Here is a 23,518-nt window from a genome sequence, read left to right as displayed (position 1 = left end):
TGACGGCAAAAGATGGGCGACGCCCGGCTGAGACATCAGCCTTGGCGGCGCAGCCAACAAACCTCGCCCCGCACCGAACGATTCGATGCTATGGAGCGGTCCCAGGGAACAGTTCAAGACTTGCCCGCTGGCGTGCTCTCGATGTGGCGTAACTCGGATGCTTCCGAGGCCAAGGCCGAAATCACGAATTCGTGATCAGTTGGCGTGCGCGTAACAACGGGGCCGTAGCGGCGAACTTCTGGGGGTGGGAGCCTAGGTGCGCGAGCGTGACGACGAGTGGACGGCCTGGATGCGCCAAGCCGTCGCCGGTGACGACCAAGCCTATCATCGTCTGCTGAAGGCGATCACGCCGGTGCTGCGCGCAGCATCGCGGCGCGGGCTTGCGCGCGCCGGTCAACCGCCAGACCAAGCCGAGGACATTGTGCAGGAAATTCTGTTGGCGGTGCATCTCAAGCGGCATACCTGGGACGTCAACGCGCCGTTCGCGCCCTGGCTGTTCGCGATCGCGCGCAACAAGCTGATCGACACGCTGCGCCGGCGCGGCCGCCGCGTGTTCGTCGACATCGACGATTTTTCGGAGACGCTGGCGGACGAACCGCCGGCGCCGACGGTCTCGGCCACCGAGGTCGACGCCCAGTTGAAGACGCTGCCGCAGCGTCAGCGCGACGTGCTGCAGTCGATCGCGGTCGAGGCGGCCTCGATCAAGCAGACCGCCGCCAAATTCGCCATGAGCGAGGGGGCGGTGCGGGTGGCGCTGCACCGCGCGCTCTCCACTCTCACGGCCAAGCTACGGGATACATGATCATGGACACCGATCAGCTCATCCGCACCCTTGCCGCCGACAATGCGCAGCGTGCGCAGCCGGTCGGCATCATCATGGCGCTGGCCCTGATGGCGGCGACGCCGGTCTCGACCGCGATGCTGCTGATCGGCCTCGGCGTCCGTCCGGACATCTGGCTTGCGGTGCGCAATCCGTTCTTCGACCTGAAATTCGTGGTGACCTCGGCGCTGGCGATCCCGGCGCTGATCATCAGCCTGCATCTGTCCCGCCCCGAGGCGTCGCTGCAGGGCTGGAGCTGGCTCCTGATCGCACCGGTCGTCATCCTGGTCGGCGGGATCGCCGCCGAGATGATGCTGCCGCAGCGGTCGCCGATGCTGACGCGGATGGTCGGCCACAATTCGATGCTGTGTGTCAGCGCCATCCCGGTGCTGTCACTGCCGCTGCTGACGGCGGCGTTGTTCGGGCTGCGCCATGGCGCGCCGTCGCGTCCGGCGGCGGCAGGCGCGATCGCCGGGCTGGTCTCCGCCGGCATCGCGGCCACGCTCTACGCCGCGCATTGCACCGATGATTCCCCGCTGTTCGTGGCGACCTGGTACACCCTGGCCGCGTCGATCGTAGCCGGGCTCGGCGCCCTGATCGGCCCGAAGGTGCTGCGTTATTAGTTGCGGCTAGGCCTGCACGGGCACCGCGCCATCCTGCACGCGGTGGAAGCGCAGCACCTGCTGCGCGGTGGCGCGACGGAGGCGCTGATAGGTGGCCTTGCACGCCTCGAGATCGGCGGGCGGGGCGCTTGTCGGCTCATCGCGCATCAGCTCGTGGCGCATCAGGATGATCGACTTGACCGTCGGCCAAGCGAGGCCCGCGACCTTGGCGAGGATCATCACGCCTTCGGCGCGGCTCTCGATCATGATGCTCTCGGCGACCGCGATCGGAACGTTGGCCATCGCCGCCACCGCGGCATTGGCCTCGTCGAATTTGCCCTGCCTGGTGAACTCGAGGACGAGCCCGTCGTCGAGACGGCCGTCGGCGTGCAGCGAGCGCACCAGCGCATGGGCGATCTCGGTCTGGCTGGTCAGCGCCACCGCGCTCGACCGCGCGCGCCGGCCAGCGGTGCGGACCGCCGATGAGACCTCCTGCGCGAGATTGGGGTTGGCGGCTTCGAGCCGCGCACGAACGGTGGCGGAGGCCTTCGCGACCAGCTTCAGATAGAGGTGCCGCGGCAGATTGGGGCGCATCGCCAGGCATGCCGCCAGGCCTTCGTCCAGGCTCGCGCGGTCGACGAGCGTGTCGAAGCTCGACTGCGACACGTCAGCGCCGGGATTGCTGACCGTGCTGTGAACGACCTCGTCGTTGCCGCGCCGGAGCAGGATGTCGGTCACGGCCCGGCTGATCACGCGACGGAGCGAAATGGCCAACAGATGCGCCTGGCTCTTGGTTTCGGCGGTGCGGATCAGCGCGGCCTCGTCGAGCCGCTCGGACTTCGACAGCACCGGCCCCGCGACCTCGATCGCGTCATCGTCGGCGAGCCGGTGCAGCGTCCGCGGTGGCGCGGAGTCGAGCGGCGCCAGCCGCTGGGCGAGCAGGGCGCGCGCCGAGACCTCGATATGGTCGATCAGGCACTCGAAGACGTCGTCGAACAGCGCGACCTGGACGTCGGCGAAATCAGCGGCGCCGCTGACGAACAGGTCGGTGACCTTGCGCAGCGTCTCGACCCGCCGCACCACGGTGCCGTGGGCGAGCGTGTCCTCGAGCTCGTCCAGCAGACTATCACTCGGGTTCGATTTCGAACTCATCGCGGCACGATCATGCTTTCAATGTCACGCACTGGTCACGCGGTTGCGTCCGTCTGCCTTCGATTGGTAGAGCGCGCGGTCGGCTCGGGCGAGCAGCGAGTCCGCGGTCTCGTCGCCGCGCAGCGAGGCAACGCCGGCCGAGAAGGTGACCTGCACATCGGTCGAGAATGCGCTCCAATCCTGGTCGGCAATGATCCGGCGCAGACGTTCGGCCAGGCGCCCCGCCGCGTCCGCCGGAGCGCCGGGCAGCAGCAGAAGGAATTCCTCGCCGCCATAGCGGCCGAAGCGGTCGCCGCCGCGAATATTGGCGAACATCGTGATGGCAAAGGTGCGCAGCACCTCATCGCCGGTCGGATGGCCGCGCGTATCGTTGATGCGCTTGAACCAGTCGAGATCGATCAGCACGACCGAGCACGGCCTGCCGATCTGCCGCGCCCGCGACATCTCGTCCTCGAGCGCAAGCATGATCGCGCGCCGGTTCAGCGTGCCGGTGAGCTCGTCGAGCTCGGCGAGCTCCTCGATGCGGCGATTGGCTTCCTTGAGCGATTGTCCCCGCTGATACAGCGTCTGGCGCAATGTGCTGGAAATGAGGCCGAGGATCATGCAGCCGGCGATCGTGAGCAGGAACACCAGGAGAGTCGCGAGCCGTTCGAGACCGTTGCCGTGCGGCATGCCGAGCGGCTTGTCGGTGAGCAGGAACAGACCGGCCAGCCCGACCGCGAGAAAGGTCCAGCAGATCGCGCTCTGGCGCGGCGTCGACCGCAGGGACGCAAAGCTGACGACGATGTAGAGCGTGCAGAGGAACAGGATGCTGACATCAGGCGCGATGTAGCAGAACGCAACCGTGATCATCATGCTGACGAGCGATTGCGGCACGACGAGATAGTGATCGCGGAAGCGATCGTTGAAGCCGCTTTCCGACAACGCGGTCCACAGTGCGACGGTGAGCAGGCCGATCGCCGCATAGGCCGGAGCAATGGCGACCGGCACGGTGCCGGCTTGCGCGTAGATCAGCAGGATGACGGCGTCGATCACGTAGCATCCGGCGATCAACGCCAGCATCTGCCGCCGCCGCGCGGCACGACGCGCGCGCAGATCGCCGGCCAGGGGCGAGGGGACGCTCCCGGTCTCGGCCACGTTGGGCCTGGGAAAAGGCGGTGCCGTCGTGCCCATCTGCTCGCAATTCTTCGCCGTCGCAAAAAATCTACGTGGGAAGCATTTAACTTTGGTATCTATGGAACTGGGATGGAGATCACGTCGCGCGCAGGCCGCGACAGGGAATCTACGGGATTGGGCGCAGTTGGTGGACGGGACGTGAGATGACAGGTGGGAACCCGGTGGTCGCGATCGGCCCGGGCGCTGCAGCACAATTTTTTGATCTGTGCGCGGGCTCACAGTTGGGGACGTATCTTTCCGGTATTTTCAAGAATTTTGCGGTTGTATTCGAACCGCACCCACCTTCCTCCAGACCAATCTTGCGAGACGGCCATTGAGCGTGACAGCAGCGGCGTCAGACGAAACCCTGATTGCCCGGATCGCTCAAGGCGACCGGCTCGCCATGCAGGTGCTGTACGGACGGCACCATGTCAGGGTGTACCGTTTCGGGCTCCGGCTCGTGCGGGACGAACAGGTCGCGGAAGACCTCATCAGCGAGGTTTTTCTCGATGTATGGCGTCAGGCCGGCAAGTTCGAAGGCCGCTCTGCCGTCTCCACCTGGTTGCTGGCGATCACCCGGTTCAAGGCCCTGTCGGCACTACGGCGCCGCAAGGACGTTGAGTTGGAGGACGAAGCCGCCAACGCGATCGAGGATACGTCCGACGATCCGGAAGTGGCGGTACAGAAGAAGGATACCGGGGAAGCCCTGCGGAAGTGCCTGACGGCGCTCTCGCCCGACCACCGGGAGATCGTCGATCTCGTCTACTACCACGAGAAATCCGTGGAGGAGGTGGCCGAGATCGTCGGAATTCCCGAGAACACCGTGAAGACGCGCCTGTTCTATGCGCGTAAGAAATTGGCCGAACTCCTGAAGGCGGCCGGCATTGAGAGAGGCTGGCCATGATGGCTTTGAGCAAGAAGATGCTGGAGCAAGAGCCCGGTGACGTCGAACTGCTGCTGCCGTGGTACGCCGCCGGCACGCTGAGCGCGCGCGACATGCGCCGGGTTGAGGAGGCGCTGGCCGAGGACGCTGATCTCGCCAGGCAATATGCCGAAATCCAGAAGGAATATGCCGAGACCATCGCGCTGAACGAGAGCCTCGGCGCGCCGTCGATGCGCGCGATGCAGAAGCTGTTCGCGGCGATCGATGCGGATCCGGTGCAGAAGCCCGCGGTGCCGCGCGGCTTCGGCGCGCGGCTGATGGGATTCTTCGACAGCCTCTCGCCGAAGACGCTGGCTTGGACCGTCAGCCTCGGTGCGCTGCTGGTGCTGGCGCAGGCCGGCGTGATCGGCGCCGTACTCATGCGCTCGCAGACCACCTATCAGACCGCTTCGGTCGCTCAGGACAATGTCGCCGCCGAGCCGCCTGCAAAGGCGAAGGTCGCGCCGCCGCCCAGTGCTCCGGCGATGGCTCCGGCATCTGAGCCGGCCCGCGACAGCATGGCGCGGTCGCAGGTGGCGGAAGCTCCGGCTCCGGCGGCGCCGCTCATCCGCGGCCTCGGGCCGCAGGTCGCCGGATCGCCTGCGCCGGCCTACGCGCTGGTGCGGTTCGCGCCGGATGCGCGCATCGCCGACATCACGGCGCTGCTCGACAGCTATCAGGCTTCGATCGTCGAGGGCGCCAAGGGCGGCCTGTTCAAGCTGCAGCTCGGCGGCCGACCGCTGTCAAAGGCCGAAGCCGACGCCCTGATCGCGCGTCTCGCGGAGGAGAAGATCGTCGGTCTCGCGGTCGCCGCGCAATAATCTCTCTCACCGACGTGGGAGAGCGACCGATGTCCTGCCAAGGCTCGTATCAAGGCCCGCATCAAGGCCTTCCCCGAGGCGCTCGGCCGCGCGCCGGGATCGCCGCATGCGTCGTCGCGGTCGCGATGCTGATCGTTGGGGGAACGCTGTCCGCGCAGGCCCAGGCGATGATGCGGTCGCCCGCCATCAACATTCCCAGCCGTGTGCCGAGTATCAATCCCAGCGCGGCGCTGCGGACGCCGCCGCCCAGTATGGCGCTCCGCCCGGCTCTACCCAACGCGCGCTACGCGCCGAATCTGCAGGTCCGCTGCAGCCCGGTCGACCGCGGCGTCGCGGGCGAATGTCTGGACCGTCCGTCGGCCGAGGCCGGACAGGACAAATCGGCCAAGACGGCGGCGAACAAGCGCGGCTCGAACAGCGGCAGGTCGGACAAGGGGAGTTCAGCCAAGTCAGCCCAGCGCCGCGCGCCCAGCGCAGTGGCAGCCGCTGATGAGCAGACCATCGCCAACGAGCTGGTCGCCGAGATCGACGGCAGCCTCTCGGCCGAGCAGGCCGACGCGCTGGCGCGCCGCCATCGCCTGCAGCGCGTCAGCTCGCAGGCCTTTCCGCTGATCAATGCGACCATCGGCCTGTTTCGCATCACCGATCGCCGCTCGGTCGAAACGGTGCGCCGCGCGCTCTTAGCCGACACCAGCGTGCGCTCGGTGCAGCCGAACTACCGCTATCAGCTGCAGCAGCAGGCGCCTCCGGCCGAGGGCGATCCGGCCCAATACGCGCTGGCGAAGCTGCGGCTGCCCGAAGCCCACCGGCTGGCGCAGGGGGCGAACGTCACGATCGCCGTGATCGATTCCGGCGTCGATCTCAAGCACCCCGAATTCGTCGACGCCGCGTTCGATGCCTTCGACGCGCTCGGCGGCGACGCGGAGCCGCATGTGCACGGCACCGGTATCGCCGGCGTGATCGTCTCGCACAAGCGGCTGATGGGCAGCGCACCCTTTGCGCGCATCATCGCCATCCGGGCCTTCGGCGTGACCAAGAAGGGCGGCGGCCCGGAGAGCAGCTCCTACGTCATCCTGAAGGCGTTGGACTACGCCGCCTTGCATGGCGCCCAGATCATCAACATGAGCTTTGCCGGCCCCAAGGATGCGGTGATCGAGCGGGCGATCGCGGCGGTGGCGGCGAAGGATCTCGTCATGGTCGCGGCCGCCGGCAATGCCGGCGCGAAATCTCCGCCGCTCTATCCAGCCGCCAATCCGAACGTCATCGCCGTGAGCGCGACCGACACGAGGGATCAACTGCTGGCGGCGTCCAACCGCGGCAACTACGTCGCGCTCGCGGCGCCCGGCGCCGACATCTTCCTGCCGGCGCCGGACGGCAAGTATCAGGTCATTTCGGGCACCTCGTTCTCGGCGGCCTATGTCAGCGGGCTCGCGGCCCTGGTGCTGGAGCGCAATCCGGCGCTGAAGCCGGAAACGGTCCGCACCGTGCTGACCAAGACCGCGCGCGATCTCGGCTCGCCCGGTCAGGACGATCTGTTCGGGGCAGGGCAGGCGGACGCGCTGGCGGCGGTCCAGGCGGTACTGTCTCCCCGGGATGCGCCGGCGATGTCAGCTGCTCCGGCGGCCAAGCCGCGCGACAGCGGACAGGACGCCGCACCTGCGCGCGACCTGCGTCCGGCCTCTGCTGCGACCATGGCGACCGGAGACACTCCGGCGGCCGGTGCCCTGCGTCCGGCGCAGCAGTAGCGTCAACGTTTTCGTGATCCAAAAATCCCGCCGTCGCTTTGAACGGGGGCCCGGGCGATCACGACAGAAGGTATGTGGGAGCGGTGATCCTCTCCCCAAGCTATATCAGGCGCGAGCGCCCATCCACCCCAAGCGCCCATATGGCTCTGAGCCGTCCGGTTGTCCCCCCGGACGGCTCTTTCATTTTTGGCCGCGCTTGAGCGGTGGCTCGGCGCCGGGTCCGGATCATCGGCGGTGGCCGGCCCGCGCGGCATCTCTCAGGTTGAGTTTTTGGATCGCGGATCGCGCGGGCGTTGCCGAGCGGAGCAAAAGCCCGAAAACTTGCGGTCAAAATTTCCGCGCAACTACGGTTTGGCCGCCAAACAAGATGGCGATAGCTAGACTTTGTTAACCTTTTCCACAAAATATTCACGTCACGTTGCGTTGATTCGTGCCGAGTGCGTCCGTCCCCTTATTTCACGGGCTCCCCTATGACACATCGACCGGACGTGGCTTGCAGCCGCGAACTGGCTGCACGCTGGTGCGCGCTCGCCGAACGGCGCCTCGACCATCTGAGCGAGCTGTTTCAGAGCGGTCGCTGGCGCCGCTATTACACCGAGCAGTCTCTCATCGAGGACATCCGCCACGCCAAGGCGGCCGTCGCCACCTGGAAGTCGCTGTCCGCGGAGCCCCAGCCGGTGATGCCCGAACGGGCGATGCCCAATCTGGCGAGGCCCAATCCGGTGAGGCCGGAGGTGGTGAGCATCGTGCCGAGCCCGGCACCCTCCATGATCATGGCCGCGGCACCCGTGGTGGCACGGCACGTGGAGCCTGAGCCGGCGCTGCAACGTCCGATCGAGCTGCCGCGCACACTCGAAGCCATTCTTTCGGAATCCGAGATCATCGTGGACAGCGAGATCGAGGTGGTCGGATTCGACCTGGCCGAGGATCTGCCCGAGGATGGCTTGGATGGTGGCCCGGAGGGTTACTTCGAGGATCGCCTGGAGGATGACCTGGAGCCGGATTACCCGACCGACGAAGAGGTCGAGCCGGAGCTGACGGTCGCGCCTGCCCGCATTGACATGGCCGCGCTCGAGCAGGCTCTGAGCATCGGGATGGACTCCGGCGCCGATGATGAGGATCCGGTGGTCGATCTCGACGCCATCGAACGCCGCTATCCGGCCCTGGCTGTCGCCTATTGATCCGTCATCGCGTGACGGCGTTGCCGGTCACGGTGAGCTGCGCATAGCGTTGCGCGGTGTCTTGCGTCAGGTCGGGCGTGACCGGCTTGATGTGATCGAGCCCGATCACCGCGCCGCGCGGCGTGCCCGAGATGATGTTGTTGGTGACGAGCGCCGTTCCTCCTCCCGGAAAGACGGACAGGCCGACGCCCGCCAGCGCGTTGCGGATGACGTTGCCGGAAATGACGACGTCGCGGAGATAGCGGCCCCAGCCGGCGACGATGCCATAGGACGGAGCATTCTCCACGACGTTGCCGGTCACCGACGAATCCGCCTCGACATAGATGCCGATGCCGGCATCGTCGTCGGGCGCGGTGCCGATCGGGCGCTTCGGAATCAGGTTGCGGATGATGTTGCCCTGGACGACGGCGATGCGGCCGCCCTCGTTGAAGTTGCAGACGGAGACCCCGAAGGCGGCGCCGTCGACCGTATTACCCGATATGACGGCGCCTTCGAACGAGAACTCCGAATACAGCGCGACCTCGCGGACGTCGGTCACGCTGTTGCCGACGATCTGGATGGCGGAGGCGGAATTGCCGCGCACCGCGGAGTAGTCGCAGTTCCTGATGCGGTTGCCTCTGATGATGACGTTGCCGGCGCGGAAGGCGTTGATCGCGTTGCCGTACTGGCCGGAACCGCCGGGTCCGGCCTTGATGTCCTCGATGCGGTTATCGAGCACCATCGTGCCGTCGTCGCCGATCGCCGTGCGCAGGATCTCGATGCCGTTGTCGCGGGTGCCCTTGATGGTGTTGCGCGAGACGATCAGCCCGAGCGCATCGAAGGAGACGATGGCAGTGACCGCGATATCGGTGAGGACGTTGCCGCTGACGTCGCCGGAGACCTGCTCGAGCCAGATGCCGCTGCCGCCGGAGCGGATGATCTCGCAGTCGACGATCCTGACATCGCGGCCCGCCGCAACGTGAAGCAGGCCGCGGCGCTGGGGCAAAGCAATGCCGCTGCCGTCGAGCGAGATGCCGCTGATGCCGAGACCGTCGGCACCTTCGGCCGAGAGCAGCGAGGGGCCGCCGCCGGTGAATACAAGCTTCGTCGCACCGCGGACGCCGATGAGCTGGCTGCCTCTGCCGAGGCGCAGCATCGAGCTGCGATAGATTCCGGGCGGCAGCGCCAGCGGCGCCTGCGCTCGCGCGGCTTCGTCGATCGCGCGCTGCAAGGCGCGGGTCTGGTCGTCGGGACTGTTCGGCTTGACGCCGTACTGGGTGGCGTCGCGGCCGAGCGCGGCGGTCAGCGGGGTGGCCTGCGCCGGCTCGCTCGGCAGCGCCAGGGCGCCGGCGGCACCGGCCACCGTGGCGCCGATCAGGTTGCGGCGTTTGACGTCCATGAGGTCAGGCTCGCGTGGGTCAGCTCTGGTTTGCTTGAGATAACGCGAAAGCGCTGACAGCCGGCTTTTGAGCAGCGTCGCAGGCCCTGTTTGTTGCGGGTAGGGTTAAATCTTTACCCGCGGGGACGGCTGTCTGAGGCACCAAGGCGGATCGTTTCTTGAGCTGATATTCGGCGGCTTGTGCGCACCTCTCCCCGCGTGCGGGGAGAGGTCGGATTGCATCGAAGATGCAATCCGGGTGAGGGGGGGCTTTCCGCGGGGCCCTTGCGTGTGGCTGCCCCTCACCCCAACCCTCTCCCCGTGAAGGACGGCTGTCCTATTCACAGATCTTGCCAAGTGTTTTGATTGCTGATTCCGTGGGTTAGGCAACGACGCGCGGGAAGAGGCCATGTCTGGAGCAGGATACGGGCTGGGTCGGTTTGGCGACTTGCGGCTGCAAAAAGGGGGGCCCATTTGCATGCTGCGCTGGTCAAGCGGCCCTGCTCTTGCGTGCGCCAATTGGCGCGCTGCGACCGTGCGCGCGAGATGCAATTCACGCGCTTCCTTCGTAACAAGGCAGTGACGGCAAAGGAGATCGCATCCTATGCGGCGGAGCAGACAGCTGCTCGCGCGAGCGAACGTGATATTATTGTCGCGCAGGATACGAGCGAGCTTGCGCTGGGCGGCCGACGCGCGAAGGCCGATGGCTATGGACCGATCGGCAAAGGCGGGGCTCTGCGCGGCGTCTTGCTCCACGCTGCCCTTGCGGTGGATGCCAGCACTGGCGGCGTCATCGGGTTGGTCGATGCCGAGGTCTGGAACCGGAAAGGCGGCAAGACGAAGAGTCGGCGATCGCGAAAGACAGCCGAGAAGGAATCGCAGCGCTGGATCGATACCACGCAGTGCGCTGCAAAAGTGCTGAAGAAGGCCGCGAGCATTACCGTTGTTTCCGATCGCGAAAGCGACATGTACGAGTATTTCGCGCAGCGTCCTGAAGCGGTGCATCTGGTGGTGCGCGCCTGTCAGAACAGACGCATTGCGACCGATGAGGGCGAGCAGATCGAGTTGCTGTTCGCGCATATGGATGCACTGCCCGAGCAAGGCCGGTCCAAGGTCGATATCCCGGCGGCGCCGGGCCGCAAGGCCCGTTCCAGCGAACTCGCGGTCCGCTTCGCTCCGATCGTCTTGCGCAGGCCGCGCCAGTGCGCCGCCACTTTGCCGGAGACCGTCGCCCTGACCATGGTCGATATCCGCGAGGTCCGCCCACCAGCGCAAGGTAAACCGATCCACTGGCGGCTCATCACGACGCGACCGGTGACCAACCTCAAGGAGGCAAGCCGGGCCATCGAAGCCTATCGAATGCGCTGGGTCTCCGAGGAATATTTCCATACCCTCAAGACTGGTGGCTTCGACGTCGAGGCCGCCGATATCAGCGAGCCTGAGGTCATGATCCGCTTCGTCGCAGCCATCGCTGTTGCAGGCGTCACCGTGATGCAGCTTGTCAAAGCGCGTGACGGCACCACTCACCAAAGCGCTCTCGAGGTGTTCGAACCTACCGATCTGCCAATCCTCGAAGCCATCTCCGCCGGACTGCCAAGCAGGACCGCGCGCCAGAAAAATCCATATCCCCAGGATTCGCTCGCCTTCGCCGCTTGGGTGATCGCACATCTCGGAGGATGGGACGGCTACTACGGAAAGCCCGGGCCGAAAACGATGCGCCTCGGCCTCGAAGCCTTCGAACGCATCAAGTTCGGCACGGGACTGAGGCTTCGCGATGTGTGAATCGGACAGGTGAAGGACGGGGAGAGGGGGCGCACTGGCGGTGATGCGCGAGCTCGGCTTCAACTCGTAAGCTCTGTCAATTCGATCGCATTGAAGCGATTGATGCTGATGAGTTCGATTAAGCTTTCATCCGCGCGAGCTTCACCAGCTCCATCAGCATCGCCTCGCCGGCATCGACGAGCGCTTCCAGGGTGATGCGCGAGCTGCCGTGCCGCAATGTCGTGCTGGCGCGCGGCAGTGGGGGAATGTGGATGAAGGCGGCGAGCCCTGGACCGCCTGGCACCCGCGTCGCCTCGATCGCGCGCCAGCTCAAATAGTTGCAGAGATAGCTGCCGGCATCGCGCGACGGCCTTGCGTCGATGCCGGTGGCGCGGGCGGCGCGCAGCAGCCGCGCCATGCGCGGACCGAACGGCATCGGATGCGCACCTGGCACGATGACGCCCTTGCGCGCGATAGCGCGGTCGGCATCGGGGAAAGTCGCCGTCACAGCGTTGCGGGCGCGGGTCTCGATGCGGAGATAGGAGGTTCGCCCGGCAAGGCCGAACATCAGCAGCGCGTGCGGCCGCCGCTCGGCGATCAGCTGTGGCAGCTCACGATCGACCGTGCTGTAGGTGACGTGAAAGATGTGGCTGCTGATCTCGACGTGATCGAGCGCGGGCCGGCGCAGTGCCGCGAGACGCTTCACCAGCGGCATGGTCGGGTTGAACGGCGCGCCGGGGAACGGGCCGAAGCCGGTGATGAGAATGCGGACCCGACCGCTCACTTCAGCAGCTCCGCAAGCTGCTCGGCCGCAAGCGCCGGCGCGATGCGGCCTTCGGCGACCTCCGCTTCGAGCTTCTTCACCTTGGCACGGATCGACGTATCGGTGCGCAGCCGCGCCATCAGCCGCTGCTCCAGCATGGTCCACATCCATTTCACCTGCTGGTCGCGGCGGCGCGCGGCGAACTCGCCTGAGGCAACCATCGCCTTGCGATGTTCGACGACCTTCTGCCACAGCTCGGCAATGCCCGAGCCCGCCATCGCCGAATAGGTCACGACCGGTGGATGCCAATGCTCGGAGCGGGGCGCGAGTAGATGCAGCGCGCCGCGATAGTCGGCGGCGGTGATGTTGGCGCGCTTGACGTTGTCGCCGTCGGCCTTATTGATCGCGATCATGTCGGCGAGTTCGACCAGACCCTTCTTGATGCCCTGCAGCTCGTCACCGCCGCCGGGCAGCATCAAGGCGAGGAAGAAGTCGGTCATGTCGCAGACCGCGGTCTCGGATTGGCCGATGCCGACCGTCTCCACCAGGATCACGTCGAAGCCCGCGGCCTCGCACAACAGCATCGCCTCGCGCGTCTTGGCGGCGACGCCGCCGAGCGTGCCGGAGGACGGCGAAGGGCGGATGAAGGCGTTGGTGTCATGCGACAGCCGCGCCATCCGCGTCTTGTCGCCGAGGATGGAACCGCCGGTGCGTGCCGAGGACGGATCCACCGCGAGCACCGCGACCTTGTGGCCTTGCGCGATCAGATGCATGCCGAGTGCATCGATGGTGGTCGACTTGCCGACGCCCGGCGAGCCGGTGATGCCGACCCGGAACGCGTTCCCGGTCTGCGGCAGCAGCGTCTGCACCAGCTCGCGCGCGGATGCCTGATGATCGGCCCGGCGGCTCTCGATGAGGGTGATCGCGCGCGCCAGCGCCGCGCGGCTGCCGGAGCGGATATCGTCGGCCAAAACCGTGATGTCAGGCGAAGACGGGGAGCGAGGGGACATGCGCCCGTTATACCGGATGCGCGGCGCGCGGCCAGCTAGTTGTCGTCCGCATCCTTCTTCGGCCTGGCGCCGGCGAAGATCGCCTGGCCCTCGGGCGAGAGATACGGTTTCAGGGTCTCCCACGGCACGAAGGCGACGTACTGGCCTTCGGCGTAGGGGCCGACCGCGTAGGGCGGATAGTGGAAGGTGAGGCCGGAGCTCTTGCCGGCTTCCGTGGAGGGAGCGAGCGTCACCGCGCCGATCTTCAGGAGCTTCGGCTCCAGACCTTTGAACCATTCGGCGGTCGCGGTCTCCGTCGCATCGCGCTTCTTTTTCTCGGCCTTGAGCGAGGTGATAACGCCCGCGAGCATCGCCTTCATCGCGGGACCATTGTCGGCGGTCTCGGTGAAGAAGGGGCGGATGCTGATCGGCTTGGCGACGGTCTTGTCCCACAGGATGGTGTTGACATCGCTGTTCGGATGCGCGCCGCCGGTGTCCATGTAGTCGTCCCTGAGCACGCTGACGTAGCGGCCGGCGACGACCGAGCGGAGCGAATATTTGCGCTCATACGACCATTTGCGGTCACGGAACGCTTGCGGGTCCTCCTTGCGCTCCTTGGCGGCGTCGGCGGCGTTCCGGTCGATCCACTTCCTGCCATCGGCAAGACAATAGGCGGCGAGCGGCCCGTCGGCCTTGATCTGCGCATCGAGCGTGACGTTGGCCTCGACCGCCTTGGTGTTGATGGTGGCGTCCGGCTTGGGTTCGGCGGCGAAAACGGGAGACGCGGCAAGGAGGCCGAGGAGGGCGGCAATGCAGAGCGAGGAACGGGTCATGGCAATTCAAATCCGGTGGATCAAGATGCGTATCGCTGGGGATCGCGGAGGTTCATGGCCGCATATGCAACGGCGCGCGATCGCATGACCGCGCGCCGGCAGATGATGCAGCAAACTCTAAAAGACTACTCCGCCGCCTCGCTGTGGCCGAGCCGCGCGTTGAGCTTATGAATCAGTTCCTCGGCGGCGTCAGCGATGACCGTGCCCGGCGGGAAGATCGCCTCGGCGCCGGACTTGTAGAGCGCGTCGTAATCCTGCGGCGGCACCACGCCGCCGACGATGATCATGATGTCCTCGCGGCCTTGCTTCTTCAACGCGGCCTTGAGCTCCGGCACGGCGGTGAGATGGGCTGCGGCGAGCGAGGAGACGCCGAGAATGTGGACGTCGTTCTCCACCGCCTGGCGGGCCGCCTCGTCGGCGGTGGCGAACAGCGGCCCGATGTCGACGTCGAAGCCGATGTCGGCGAAGGCGGATGCGATCACCTTCTGGCCGCGGTCGTGGCCGTCCTGGCCGATCTTGGCGACGAGGATACGCGGACGGCGTCCCTCCGCCTCCTCGAACGACTCGATCAGAGTCTGCAGCTTCTCGGCCTTGCCGGACATGGCGGCGATCTCCCGCTTGTAGACGCCGGTGATGGACTTGATCTCGGCGCGATGGCGGCCGAACACTTTCTCCAGCGCGTCGGAGATTTCGCCGACGGTGGCCTTGGCGCGCGCCGCCTCGATCGCCAGCGCCAGCAGATTGCCGTTGCCGTCGCCCGCCGAGCGCGTCAGCGCCGCGAGGGCGGCATCGACCTCGGCCTGCTTGCGTTCCGACTTCAGCCGCGACAGCTTGTCGATCTGCAGCCGGCGCACGGTGGAATTGTCGACCTTGAGCACGTCGAGCGGCGGCTCGTCGGTCGGCTTGTACTTGTTGACGCCGATCACCGACTGCCGGCCGGTGTCGATGCGCGCCTGGGTCTTGGCCGAGGCCTCCTCGATGCGCAGCTTGGGCACGCCGGCCTCGATGGCCTTGGCCATGCCGCCGAGCTCCTCGATCTCCTGGATGTGGCCCCAGGCTTTTGCAGCGAGATCGCGGGTGACGCGCTCGACGTAGTACGAGCCGCCCCAGGGATCGATGATCCGGGTGGTGCCGCTCTCCTGCTGTAGGAACAACTGCGTATTGCGGGCAATGCGGGCGGAGAAGTCGGTCGGCAGCGCGAGCGCCTCGTCGAGCGCGTTGGTGTGCAGCGACTGGGTATGGCCTTGCGTTGCCGCCATCGCCTCGACCGCGGTGCGGACGACGTTGTTGTAGACGTCCTGCGCGGTCAGCGACCAACCCGAGGTCTGGCTGTGCGTGCGCAAGGACAGCGAGCGCGGGTCCTTCGGATTGAATGGCTTCAGCAGCTTCGCCCACAACAGCCGCGCGGCGCGGAGCTTGGCGACCTCCATGAAGAAGTTCATGCCGATCGCCCAGAAGAACGACAGCCGCGGCGCGAAGCGGTCGACGTCGAGGCCCGCGGCGATGCCGGCGCGTAAGTATTCGACGCCGTCGGCGAGCGTATAGGCGAGCTCCAGGTCCTGCGTCGCGCCGGCCTCCTGCATGTGATAACCGGAGATCGAGATCGAATTGAACTTCGGCATCCGCTGCGAGGTGAAGGCGAAGATGTCGGAGATGATCCGCATCGAGGGCGACGGCGGATAGATGTAGGTGTTGCGCACCATGAACTCTTTCAGAATGTCATTCTGAATGGTGCCCGACAGCTTCTCCGGCGGCACGCCTTGCTCTTCGGCGGCGACGACGAACAAAGCGAGGATCGGCAGCACCGCGCCGTTCATGGTCATCGACACGCTCATCTGGTCGAGCGGGATGCCGGCGAACAAGGTGCGCATGTCGTAGATCGAGTCGATCGCCACGCCCGCCATGCCGACATCGCCGCCGACGCGCGGATGATCGGAATCATAGCCGCGATGGGTGGCGAGATCGAACGCGACCGACAGGCCCTTCTGCCCCGCGGCGAGGTTGCGGCGATAAAACGCGTTGGAATCCTCGGCCGTGGAGAAGCCGGCATATTGCCGGACGGTCCAGGGCTGGTTGACATACATGGTCGGGTAGGGGCCGCGCAGATAGGGCGCGGTGCCCGGCCATGTCTCGAGGAAGTCTATGCCGGCGAGATCGGCCTCGCCATAGGCCGGCTTCACCGGAATGCCCTCTGGTGTCAGCCATGGCTCGGCGGCGCCCGTAGGCGCGGGGGCAGCGGTCGGTTCAAAGGCGATGTCGGCGAAATTCGGAATGCGGGTCATTCCCGGGCGTCCTCAAACCTGCGGTTTCTCTCGATGAGCTCTTTCAGCTTCGTCTTGTAGACCGGATCATTGCGTGGATCCGCCGTCACGCTGCGGGTCCAGACCGTGTGGATCGCGGTTTCGATGAGTGCGGCCAGCCAGCTGAACATGGTCGATCCTGATGCATCGGTCAGCGCTCAGTCATGATCCGGATGCTGATGGCTGACGATGCGGGCCATCTTCTCCGGTCCGTAGTTCTGCTGCGTGGTCTGGCTCGGCAGATTGGCGATCGCGACGACCCAGCCGAGGCGGGATTCCGAGCCGAACTGCCGCGTCGGCACGACCCGGTCCGGCCGGTCGAAGCTGCCGGTCATGATCTCGATGCGCGGCCCGTCGATGGCGCCGAAGCCGAGCGGCGTGCCGCAGGCGGCGCAGAAATAGCGGTTCGCGATCGAGGAGGAGCGGAACGTTCCCGGCGTGCCGCGCGTCCAGGCAAAGCTTTCGTGGTTGATGTCGGCGAGCGACGCGAACGGCGAGCCCGTCGCCTTCTGGCACATCCGGCAATGGCAGATGCTGACGCGCGTCGGCGCCGCCATCAGCGCGTAGCGGATGGCGCCGCATTGGCAGCCGCCGGTGAGGACGGGTTTGCTGGCCTCGGTCATGCTCACTCCAGATGCGTATAGGCGTCTTCGAGCGTCTTCAGCGCATCGCCGCCGGCGAACACGAAGCTGCCGATGCCGGCCTCGCGAAGAGGAGCCTCCTGCTCGCCGCCGCGGCCTGCGAGATAGATATGTCGCGCGCCGGCCGCTTGCAGGGCCTTGGCCGCGGGAACTGCGGTATCGCCATAAACCTTGTCTGACGAGCAGAGACACACGATCGTTGCGCCGGAGGCGCGATAGGCCTCCGCGAGCGCGGCCGGATCGGAGCCGCCCGGGCCGTCGATGGCGGCAATGCCGCCGGCTTCGAAGAAGCTGCGGGCGAATGTCGCGCGCGCGGTGAAGTCGGCGGCGGTGCCGAGATTGGCGAGGAACACCTGAGGACGCTGGCCCTTGCTCTTGAGCAGGCTGTCGGAGCGATCGCGCAGCCGCTCGAAGGCGTCGGCAAGACGGATCGGCGTCAGCGGCGCGAAGCTGAGCGCGGCCTTGGCAGGCGAGGGCGAAGCCAGCGGCGCGACCGGTTCGACCGCCACCTCGGCCTCGTTGAGGTTCGGAAACTCGCTGGCCCCGGTCAGCACGTCGCGGCGCTTGGCGATGTTGGCATCGCGCGCCTGCTTCACCGCGGCGACCTTGGACTGGATCAGCCCAGCCTGCAGCGCGGCCACGACTCCGCCGGCCTTCTCGATCTCCTGGAACAGCGCCCAGGCGGTGGTGCAAAGCTCGGCCGTCAGCGCCTCGATGCCGCCGGCACCGGCGGCGGGATCGGCGACGCGGGCGAGATTGCTCTCCTCCAGCAGCACCAGTTGCGTGTTGCGCGCGACGCGGCGTGCGAACGCATCGGGCAGGCCGAGCGCGGCGGTGTGCGGAAGGACGGTGACGGCGTTGGCGCCGCCGAGGCCGGCCGCGAAGGTCGCGATCGTGGCGCGCAGCATGTTTACATAGGGATCGCGCCGCGTGAGCATGCGCCACGCCGTCTCGCCGGAGATGAAGAGCGGCTTCGGCTGCAGACCGCAGGCCTGCTCGATGCGCGCCCACAGCCGGCGCAGGCTGCGGAATTTCGCCAGCGAGAGGAACTGATCAGTGTCGGCCGCGAGCCGCGCGTAAATCATGTTGCGCGCGGTCTCGAGCGCGATGCCGCCGGCCTCGAGCGCGCGCAGATAGGCGACGCCGGAGGCGAGCACGAAGGCCAGCTCCTGCGCCTCCGATCCGCCGGCGTCGTGGACGACCCGGCCATCGGCAGCGAGGAAGGGCCCGCTGAATCCGGCACCGTGCAGTTGCTTGACGACGTCGACGGCGCTGGACGCGAGGTGAGCCGCGTCATGGGCGCTGGCGCCGCGGCTCGCCGCATCGCCGATCGGGTCGAGGCCGAAGCGAATGTCACAGGCCTCGGGCTTGAAGCCGCGCTGCTTGACGTAGTTGGCGAGAACCGAGGCAGGCGCGGACGATTCACCAAGCTGCAATTCGATGGCAATCGCAGCATCGATATGTACGCCGTCGAGCGCGCGGGCAAGCGCATCGGCGGTCGCGGCGAGGCCGAAGCCATGCGCCGCATTCGATCCCGCAAACACCAGCGTCAGCCCGGTGGCGCCGTTTTCGAGGTCGACCAGCGCCTGCGCATTGGCCTTCGCGGCGTCCGGATGATCGACGCGCTGCATGATCTGCCAAGGCGCGGCCGGGGCGCGGCCCGCGACCGGCGCGGCATCCTTGGCGCGCGGATAGATCGGCTGGATCTTGAGCCCGTCATAGGTCTTGCCGACCAGCTTCTCGAAGGCGGCGCCTTTCAGCACGCCATCGACCAGCTTGCGCCAGTCCGCTTCGCTGGCCGGCGCGAAGTCGGCGGCCAGGCGCAGAGTGTCGGTGTCGGTCGTCATGCGGCTCGCATCTCCCGGGCGTCTGTTATGGCGATTATTGTGGCGCAAAATGCCACGTCGGGAACGCGAAGCCAAACGGTTGTTTGGCCGGGAATGTCAGCTATTCGGCTGAGGGCAGCGGCCGGATTCCGTCGCGCGAAACCGCCCGCAGCGCCTCGTCGACCCGGCGGCCGGAGATCCGGCGATCCCCGGCGATCTCCGCCAGCGGCACCAGCACGAAGCCGCGTTCGAACAGCCGCGGATGCGGCAGCGTGAGATCGGGCGTGTCGAGGCTCACATCGTCGTAGGCGATCAGGTCGAGATCGAGCGTGCGCGGCCCCCATCGTGTCTCCTGTGCGCGATTGCGGCCGAACATCCGCTCGACCTCGTGCAGGACGGAGAGAAGCGCGCGAGGCGCGACGGCGGTCTCGATCGCGACGCAGGCATTGATGAAGGGCGGCTGCTGCTCCTCGCCCCAGGGCGGTGTGATGTAGTCGGCCGAACGCGCGGCGAGCGTAGCCTGTGCGCGCGTGATGATCTCGGGAATGGCGTGCCGAAATGTCGACCTGACATCGCCGACATTGCCGCCGAGAGCGATCAGCGCGCTGGACATGGCATCACGGATGGCGCGAGCGCGTCAGCACCACGCCGACATCCTCGAAGATCGCGGCGATCGGCGCGTGCGGCTTGTGCACGGTGACCTTGACCGCGCGAATGCGGGCGAAGGTCGCGAGGATCGCGTCGGCCACCGCGCCCGCGGCGCGTTCGAGCAGCCGGTAGTTGACGTCCTTGAACGCGGCCGTCGCCGTCTCGACCACATCGGAGTAGGAGACCGTGTCCGCGAGACGGTCACTGCGCGAGGAGTCCGAGAGGTCTGTATAGAGTTCGAGATCGATGACGAAGCGCTGGCCGACCTCGCTCTCATGCTCCATCACGCCGTGACGGGCGTGAATGAGGACGCCTTTGATGAAAATGGTATCGGTCATCTCTGTGCCTCGATTGCCGCTGCCACGCGCACGGCCTGAACCGTCTCGGCGACGTCATGCGCCCGGATGATCGCAGCCCCGCGCTGGGCCGCGATCAGATGCGCCGCGATCGATCCGCCCAGCCGTTCCTGCGGCTCCGAGGCCACGACGGTGCTGATGAAGCGCTTGCGTGACGCGCCGACCAAGATCGGCAGTCCGAAACGCTTGAATTCGTCGAGGCGTGCCAGCGCCGTCATGCTCTGCGGCGCGGTCTTGCCGAAGCCGATGCCGGGATCGAGCACGATATTGCCTGCGGGAATGCCGGCCTTCGCGGCGATGTCCAGCGAACGCGCGAAGAAGCGGACCATGTCGTCGATGATGTCGATCTCAGGATCGACTTCGGCGCGATTGTGCATCACCACCACCGGCGCCCCGTGGGCCGCGACGATCTCGGCCATGGCTGGATCGCGCTGCAGGCCCCAGACGTCGTTGGCAATCTGAGCGCCCTGGTCGAGCGCGTAGGCGGCTACGCTGGCCTTCATGCTGTCGATCGACACGGGGACCCCCAGTGCCACGATTGCAGGCAGGATCGGTTTCAGGCGCGCCAGTTCCGCGTCGGCCGTGACCGGCTCCGCGCCCTTGTAGGGCCGGGTCGACTCGGCGCCGATGTCGATGATGTCGGCGCCCGCCGCGATCATCCGCGTGGCTTGCGCCAGCGCGCGTTCCGGCGCATCGAAATGGCCGCCGTCGGAGAAGGAATCCGGTGTCACGTTGAGGATGCCCATGACCGCGGCAAAAGGACGGGCCAGCCACGTCCGCAGCAGCGGGTGGCTCGACGCGAGGTCCGGGGCGGAAGAGGGCAGAACGGCGCTCATGGGCGCCGCTTTGCGCGGTTGCCACGGGCGAGTCAAGACGTTGCACCGCCGAAGCCGCACGAAGCGGCGAGCCTGTCCGTCAATAGCTGATCTTCGGCTCCAACTGCCGCGCTTTTTCGATCAGCCGGCCGACCGATTTCTCCGACGGCAGGATGCGAACCAGCTTCCGCTTGGTATTCACTTCCTTGATGTTCTGCGCCAGTCGGGCCGGGTTGCGGTGTGCCAGTTCACGCACCGTGGTGACGCCGGCTGCGCGGACCAGGCAGACCTTGGCCTTGCCCATGCCGGGGATGCGCATGTAGTCGGCGGCATTCGCCCAGTCGAGCAGTTGCTGCTCACTGATACCGGTCTTCGCGGCGAGAGATTTGCGTCCCTTCACGGTACGGGCGGCTTCGAGAAAGGCGTCGGTCGTCCGGATGCCCAATGTTTTCAGCTTGGAGGCATAGAACGTCGTCATGCCTTCGAGTTCGGTGATTGGATATGTCATGATACTCGGCGCGCGCGAAGGTGCTTCAGGTGATGTGGCCCCTGTGAGGGGCCTCAAGGCGGCCGGCTCAGGCCGGGTGAGCCTGTCGGGATCGCGCCGTCTGATCCGCGTCGGTCCGGTTGCGGTCGAGGTCGAAGAGTTCATCGGGCAGGGAAGGCGGCGCCAGTCGCGGCTGTCGGTCGTTGCGGCGGAGGTCAGGCTCGATACCGATGAATTCAGCCACGACTCCATCGAAGCCGGCCATTCTGGCCAGCGGCTCAATCAACTCGTTCATGTGAACCCCGTCTTCATCCGATCCCCCAAGACCGGATGTCCTCTCGCTGAATTCATCTTGATCGGACGATCCGTGAAATACAAGCGACGACCCAGCCTCGCTCGCGAATCGATTCGCGATCGACGATGAACTGTTGCAACGATGCAAGACCGAATGTTGAATCGACCGGCCAAATGTGCGCGCCGCGCAGCACCATCGCTCAACAATGCGCGCGCGTTGCGAAGAGGTGAGGCACCCTGACGCTGGTTCCAACCTGCGAAACTAAAGTATGTTACCGCACGAGACGCCCCGCCGCCGTGCGATGCGAAACAAGCACTCTGGAAAGATGGATCAACATGGCACCATCCGGAAAATCTCTGGCTGATACCGACGAAAAAATTCTCGTGGGTGCCGGCGAGCAGCCGGCCTGGTTGACGCTCGCGCTCGCCAATCGCCACGGATTAGTCACCGGTGCGACCGGCACCGGCAAGACCGTGTCGCTGCAGGTCATGGCCGAAGGGTTTGCGCGCGCAGGCGTTCCGGTCTTTGCCTCCGACATCAAGGGAGACCTGTCCGGCATCTCCCAGACCGGGGAAGCCAAGGACTTCATCGTCAAGCGCGCGGGCGAGCTCGGCCTGACCTATCAGCCCGATCAGTTCTCGACGGTATTTTGGGATGTGTTCGGCGAGCAGGGGCATCCGGTGCGCGCCACCGTCACCGAGATGGGACCGCTGCTGCTCGCGCGGATGCTCGACCTCAACGATGTCCAGGAAGGCGTGCTCAACGTTGCGTTTCGTGTCGCTGATGAGAACGGGCTCGCGCTGATCGACATGAAGGATCTGCGCGCGCTGCTCGACGCGATCATTCCCGACACCAAGAAGGGCGCGAATGCGGAGGCCGATCCACTGGCGCCGATCCGGAAGGCTGCGCAGTCGTTCGGCAATGTCACCCGCGCCACCGTCGGCACCATCCAGCGCCAGCTGCTCGTGCTGGAGAACCAGGGCGGCACCAAGTTCTTCGGCGAGCCGGCGCTGACCTTGACGGACTTCATGAAGACCGACCGCGACGGCCGCGGCATGATCAACATCCTCGTCGCCGACAAGCTTCTGCAGAACCCGCGGCTCTACGCGACCTTCCTGCTGTGGATGCTGTCCGAGCTGTTCGAGGAACTGCCGGAGGTCGGCGACGTCGCCAAGCCGAAGCTGGTGTTCTTCTTCGACGAGGCGCATCTGTTGTTCAATGACGCGCCGAAGGCGCTGATGGACAAGATCGAGCAGGTGGTGCGCCTCATTCGCTCCAAGGGTGTCGGCGTGTATTTCGTCACGCAGAACCCGCTCGACGTTCCCGATCGCGTGCTCGGGCAGTTGGGCAACCGCGTGCAGCATGCGCTGCGCGCGTTCACGCCGCGCGACCAGAAGGCGGTGGCCGCCGCCGCCGATACGTTCCGTCCCAACCCGAAGCTCGACACCGCCAAGGTGATTACCGAGCTCGGCAAGGGCGAGGCGCTGGTCTCGTTCCTGGAAGGCAACGGCACGCCGTCGATGGTGGAACGCGTGCTGATCCGGCCGCCGTCGGCGCGGATCGGGCCGGTCACGGCGGAGGAGCGCAAGGCGGTCATCGCGGCAAGTCCGGTGAAGGGGAAGTACGACACCGAGATCGATGCGGAGTCAGCCTACGAACTCCTGCAGCAGCGGATCGCCGGAAAGGCGGCGACCACGGAAGGCTCGTCCGGCGGCGTGCTCGGCACGATCGGCAATCTCGCGGCGACGATCTTCGGCACCAACGTCAAGCGTGGCCAGCTCTCGACCACGCAGGTGATTGCCCGCAACGTCGCGCGCCAGGTGACCGACAAGGTCGTCGGCGGCATCGCCGCCGATCTCGGCAAGCAGGTCGGTGGTTCGCTGGGCAGCTCGATAGGCCGCAGTCTCGTGCGCGGCGCGCTCGGCGGGTTGCTGCGGCGCTGAGCCATGCTGTCAACGCCAGCGTGATGCTCGCGGCATCACGCTGGTCCGGACCGCGCAACGGGGCTAAAAGCAAGCCGACAGGCGTCACTTGCGAAGGGATCTCTTG

The 23,518-nt window shown here is 66.4% G+C and carries 23 protein-coding genes; 9 read left to right on the top strand and 14 right to left on the bottom strand.

The window, feature by feature from the left end; all coding sequences use genetic code 11:
* Positions 1-256 precede the first annotated feature (256 nt).
* Complete coding sequence (locus tag ACQR1Y_RS23545; RefSeq protein WP_434860996.1) at positions 257-802, top strand: sigma-70 family RNA polymerase sigma factor; 546 nt, start codon at positions 257-259, stop codon at positions 800-802.
* Between the two features lie 2 nt (positions 803-804).
* The gene (locus ACQR1Y_RS23540; protein ID WP_434878382.1) at positions 805-1,443 is read left to right on the top strand and encodes an NrsF family protein; all 639 of its coding nucleotides are present in this window, start codon (positions 805-807) and stop codon (positions 1,441-1,443) included.
* A gap of 6 nt (positions 1,444-1,449) precedes the next feature.
* Here the strand turns inward: ACQR1Y_RS23540 and ACQR1Y_RS23535 are convergent, their stop codons facing one another.
* Positions 1,450-2,574: a DUF2336 domain-containing protein gene (locus tag ACQR1Y_RS23535; protein ID WP_434878381.1), complete on the bottom strand. Its 1,125-nt coding sequence runs from the start codon at positions 2,572-2,574 to the stop codon at positions 1,450-1,452.
* Between the two features lie 24 nt (positions 2,575-2,598).
* Positions 2,599-3,747, bottom strand: coding sequence for a GGDEF domain-containing protein (locus tag ACQR1Y_RS23530; RefSeq protein ID WP_434860999.1), 1,149 nt, complete (start codon positions 3,745-3,747; stop codon positions 2,599-2,601).
* Between the two features lie 316 nt (positions 3,748-4,063).
* Between ACQR1Y_RS23530 and ACQR1Y_RS23525 the strand changes: the two genes are divergently transcribed.
* The 4 genes from ACQR1Y_RS23525 to ACQR1Y_RS23510 all read left to right on the top strand — a co-directional run bounded on the left by ACQR1Y_RS23525 (position 4,064) and on the right by ACQR1Y_RS23510 (position 8,398).
* The gene (locus ACQR1Y_RS23525; RefSeq protein ID WP_434861000.1) at positions 4,064-4,633 is read left to right on the top strand and encodes a sigma-70 family RNA polymerase sigma factor; all 570 of its coding nucleotides are present in this window, start codon (positions 4,064-4,066) and stop codon (positions 4,631-4,633) included.
* Positions 4,630-5,472, top strand: a complete 843-nt coding sequence (locus ACQR1Y_RS23520) for a hypothetical protein (RefSeq protein WP_434878380.1) — start codon at positions 4,630-4,632, stop codon at positions 5,470-5,472. The genes ACQR1Y_RS23525 and ACQR1Y_RS23520 overlap by 4 nt, the downstream gene beginning before the upstream one ends.
* A gap of 125 nt (positions 5,473-5,597) precedes the next feature.
* Positions 5,598-7,217 (top strand): S8 family serine peptidase, encoded by a 1,620-nt coding sequence (locus tag ACQR1Y_RS23515; protein WP_434878379.1) that lies wholly within the window; start codon positions 5,598-5,600, stop codon positions 7,215-7,217.
* A 470-nt stretch (positions 7,218-7,687) separates the two neighbouring features.
* A complete protein-coding gene (locus ACQR1Y_RS23510) occupies positions 7,688-8,398 on the top strand; it encodes a TIGR03809 family protein (RefSeq protein ID WP_434878378.1) in 711 nt (236 codons plus the stop codon).
* A 4-nt stretch (positions 8,399-8,402) separates the two neighbouring features.
* Here ACQR1Y_RS23510 and ACQR1Y_RS23505 read toward each other — a convergent pair whose 3' ends face one another.
* A complete protein-coding gene (locus tag ACQR1Y_RS23505) occupies positions 8,403-9,776 on the bottom strand; it encodes a TIGR03808 family TAT-translocated repetitive protein (RefSeq protein ID WP_434878377.1) in 1,374 nt (457 codons plus the stop codon).
* A gap of 453 nt (positions 9,777-10,229) precedes the next feature.
* On the opposite strand from ACQR1Y_RS23505, the gene ACQR1Y_RS23500 reads away from it, so the two are divergent.
* Positions 10,230-11,537 (top strand): IS4 family transposase, encoded by a 1,308-nt coding sequence (locus ACQR1Y_RS23500; protein ID WP_434878376.1) that lies wholly within the window; start codon positions 10,230-10,232, stop codon positions 11,535-11,537.
* 118 nt (positions 11,538-11,655) lie between these two features.
* Here ACQR1Y_RS23500 and ACQR1Y_RS23495 read toward each other — a convergent pair whose 3' ends face one another.
* The 11 genes from ACQR1Y_RS23495 to ACQR1Y_RS23445 all read right to left on the bottom strand — a co-directional run bounded on the left by ACQR1Y_RS23495 (position 11,656) and on the right by ACQR1Y_RS23445 (position 21,195).
* Positions 11,656-12,300 carry a pyroglutamyl-peptidase I gene (locus ACQR1Y_RS23495; RefSeq protein ID WP_434878375.1) on the bottom strand — a complete coding sequence of 215 codons (645 nt, stop codon included), beginning with the start codon at positions 12,298-12,300 and terminating at the stop codon, positions 11,656-11,658.
* Positions 12,297-13,289, bottom strand: a complete 993-nt coding sequence (gene meaB / locus ACQR1Y_RS23490) for a methylmalonyl Co-A mutase-associated GTPase MeaB (protein WP_434878374.1) — start codon at positions 13,287-13,289, stop codon at positions 12,297-12,299. Before meaB ends, ACQR1Y_RS23495 begins: the two co-directional genes overlap by 4 nt.
* A gap of 35 nt (positions 13,290-13,324) precedes the next feature.
* Positions 13,325-14,101 carry a DUF3298 domain-containing protein gene (locus tag ACQR1Y_RS23485; protein WP_434861007.1) on the bottom strand — a complete coding sequence of 259 codons (777 nt, stop codon included), beginning with the start codon at positions 14,099-14,101 and terminating at the stop codon, positions 13,325-13,327.
* Positions 14,102-14,226: 125 nt separating this feature from the next.
* Positions 14,227-16,383 carry a methylmalonyl-CoA mutase gene (gene scpA, locus ACQR1Y_RS23480; protein ID WP_434878373.1) on the bottom strand — a complete coding sequence of 719 codons (2,157 nt, stop codon included), beginning with the start codon at positions 16,381-16,383 and terminating at the stop codon, positions 14,227-14,229.
* Entirely contained in the window at positions 16,380-16,532 is a 153-nt protein-coding gene (locus ACQR1Y_RS23475; RefSeq protein WP_434861009.1) for a hypothetical protein, read from the bottom strand. Before ACQR1Y_RS23475 ends, scpA begins: the two co-directional genes overlap by 4 nt.
* Before the next feature lie 27 nt (positions 16,533-16,559).
* Complete coding sequence (locus ACQR1Y_RS23470; protein ID WP_434861010.1) at positions 16,560-17,024, bottom strand: GFA family protein; 465 nt, start codon at positions 17,022-17,024, stop codon at positions 16,560-16,562.
* 2 nt (positions 17,025-17,026) lie between these two features.
* On the bottom strand, positions 17,027-18,889 hold the full coding sequence (locus ACQR1Y_RS23465) for a methylmalonyl-CoA mutase family protein (RefSeq protein ID WP_434878372.1): 1,863 nt from the start codon (positions 18,887-18,889) through the stop codon (positions 17,027-17,029).
* Positions 18,890-18,989: 100 nt separating this feature from the next.
* Positions 18,990-19,481: a 2-amino-4-hydroxy-6-hydroxymethyldihydropteridine diphosphokinase gene (folK, locus tag ACQR1Y_RS23460; RefSeq protein WP_434878371.1), complete on the bottom strand. Its 492-nt coding sequence runs from the start codon at positions 19,479-19,481 to the stop codon at positions 18,990-18,992.
* Positions 19,482-19,485: 4 nt separating this feature from the next.
* Positions 19,486-19,854, bottom strand: a complete 369-nt coding sequence (gene folB, locus ACQR1Y_RS23455; RefSeq protein WP_434861013.1) for a dihydroneopterin aldolase — start codon at positions 19,852-19,854, stop codon at positions 19,486-19,488.
* Positions 19,851-20,708, bottom strand: coding sequence for a dihydropteroate synthase (folP, locus tag ACQR1Y_RS23450; protein WP_434878370.1), 858 nt, complete (start codon positions 20,706-20,708; stop codon positions 19,851-19,853). Before folP ends, folB begins: the two co-directional genes overlap by 4 nt.
* 79 nt (positions 20,709-20,787) lie before the next feature.
* A complete protein-coding gene (locus ACQR1Y_RS23445; protein WP_434878369.1) occupies positions 20,788-21,195 on the bottom strand; it encodes a DUF4332 domain-containing protein in 408 nt (135 codons plus the stop codon).
* Between ACQR1Y_RS23445 and ACQR1Y_RS23440 the strand changes: the two genes are divergently transcribed.
* The gene (locus tag ACQR1Y_RS23440) at positions 21,194-21,598 is read left to right on the top strand and encodes a hypothetical protein (RefSeq protein ID WP_434878368.1); all 405 of its coding nucleotides are present in this window, start codon (positions 21,194-21,196) and stop codon (positions 21,596-21,598) included. The genes ACQR1Y_RS23445 and ACQR1Y_RS23440 overlap by 2 nt on opposite strands.
* A gap of 206 nt (positions 21,599-21,804) precedes the next feature.
* Positions 21,805-23,412 carry a helicase HerA-like domain-containing protein gene (locus ACQR1Y_RS23435; RefSeq protein ID WP_434878367.1) on the top strand — a complete coding sequence of 536 codons (1,608 nt, stop codon included), beginning with the start codon at positions 21,805-21,807 and terminating at the stop codon, positions 23,410-23,412.
* The last annotated feature ends 106 nt before the right edge of the window (positions 23,413-23,518 follow it).

Source organism: Bradyrhizobium sp. HKCCYLRH3099, assembly GCF_051167855.1.
Classification (GTDB): Bacteria; Pseudomonadota; Alphaproteobacteria; order Rhizobiales; family Xanthobacteraceae; genus Bradyrhizobium.
The sequence above is the reverse complement of the archived record's forward strand: the minus strand, read 5'-3'. Positions and strand labels throughout refer to the sequence as shown.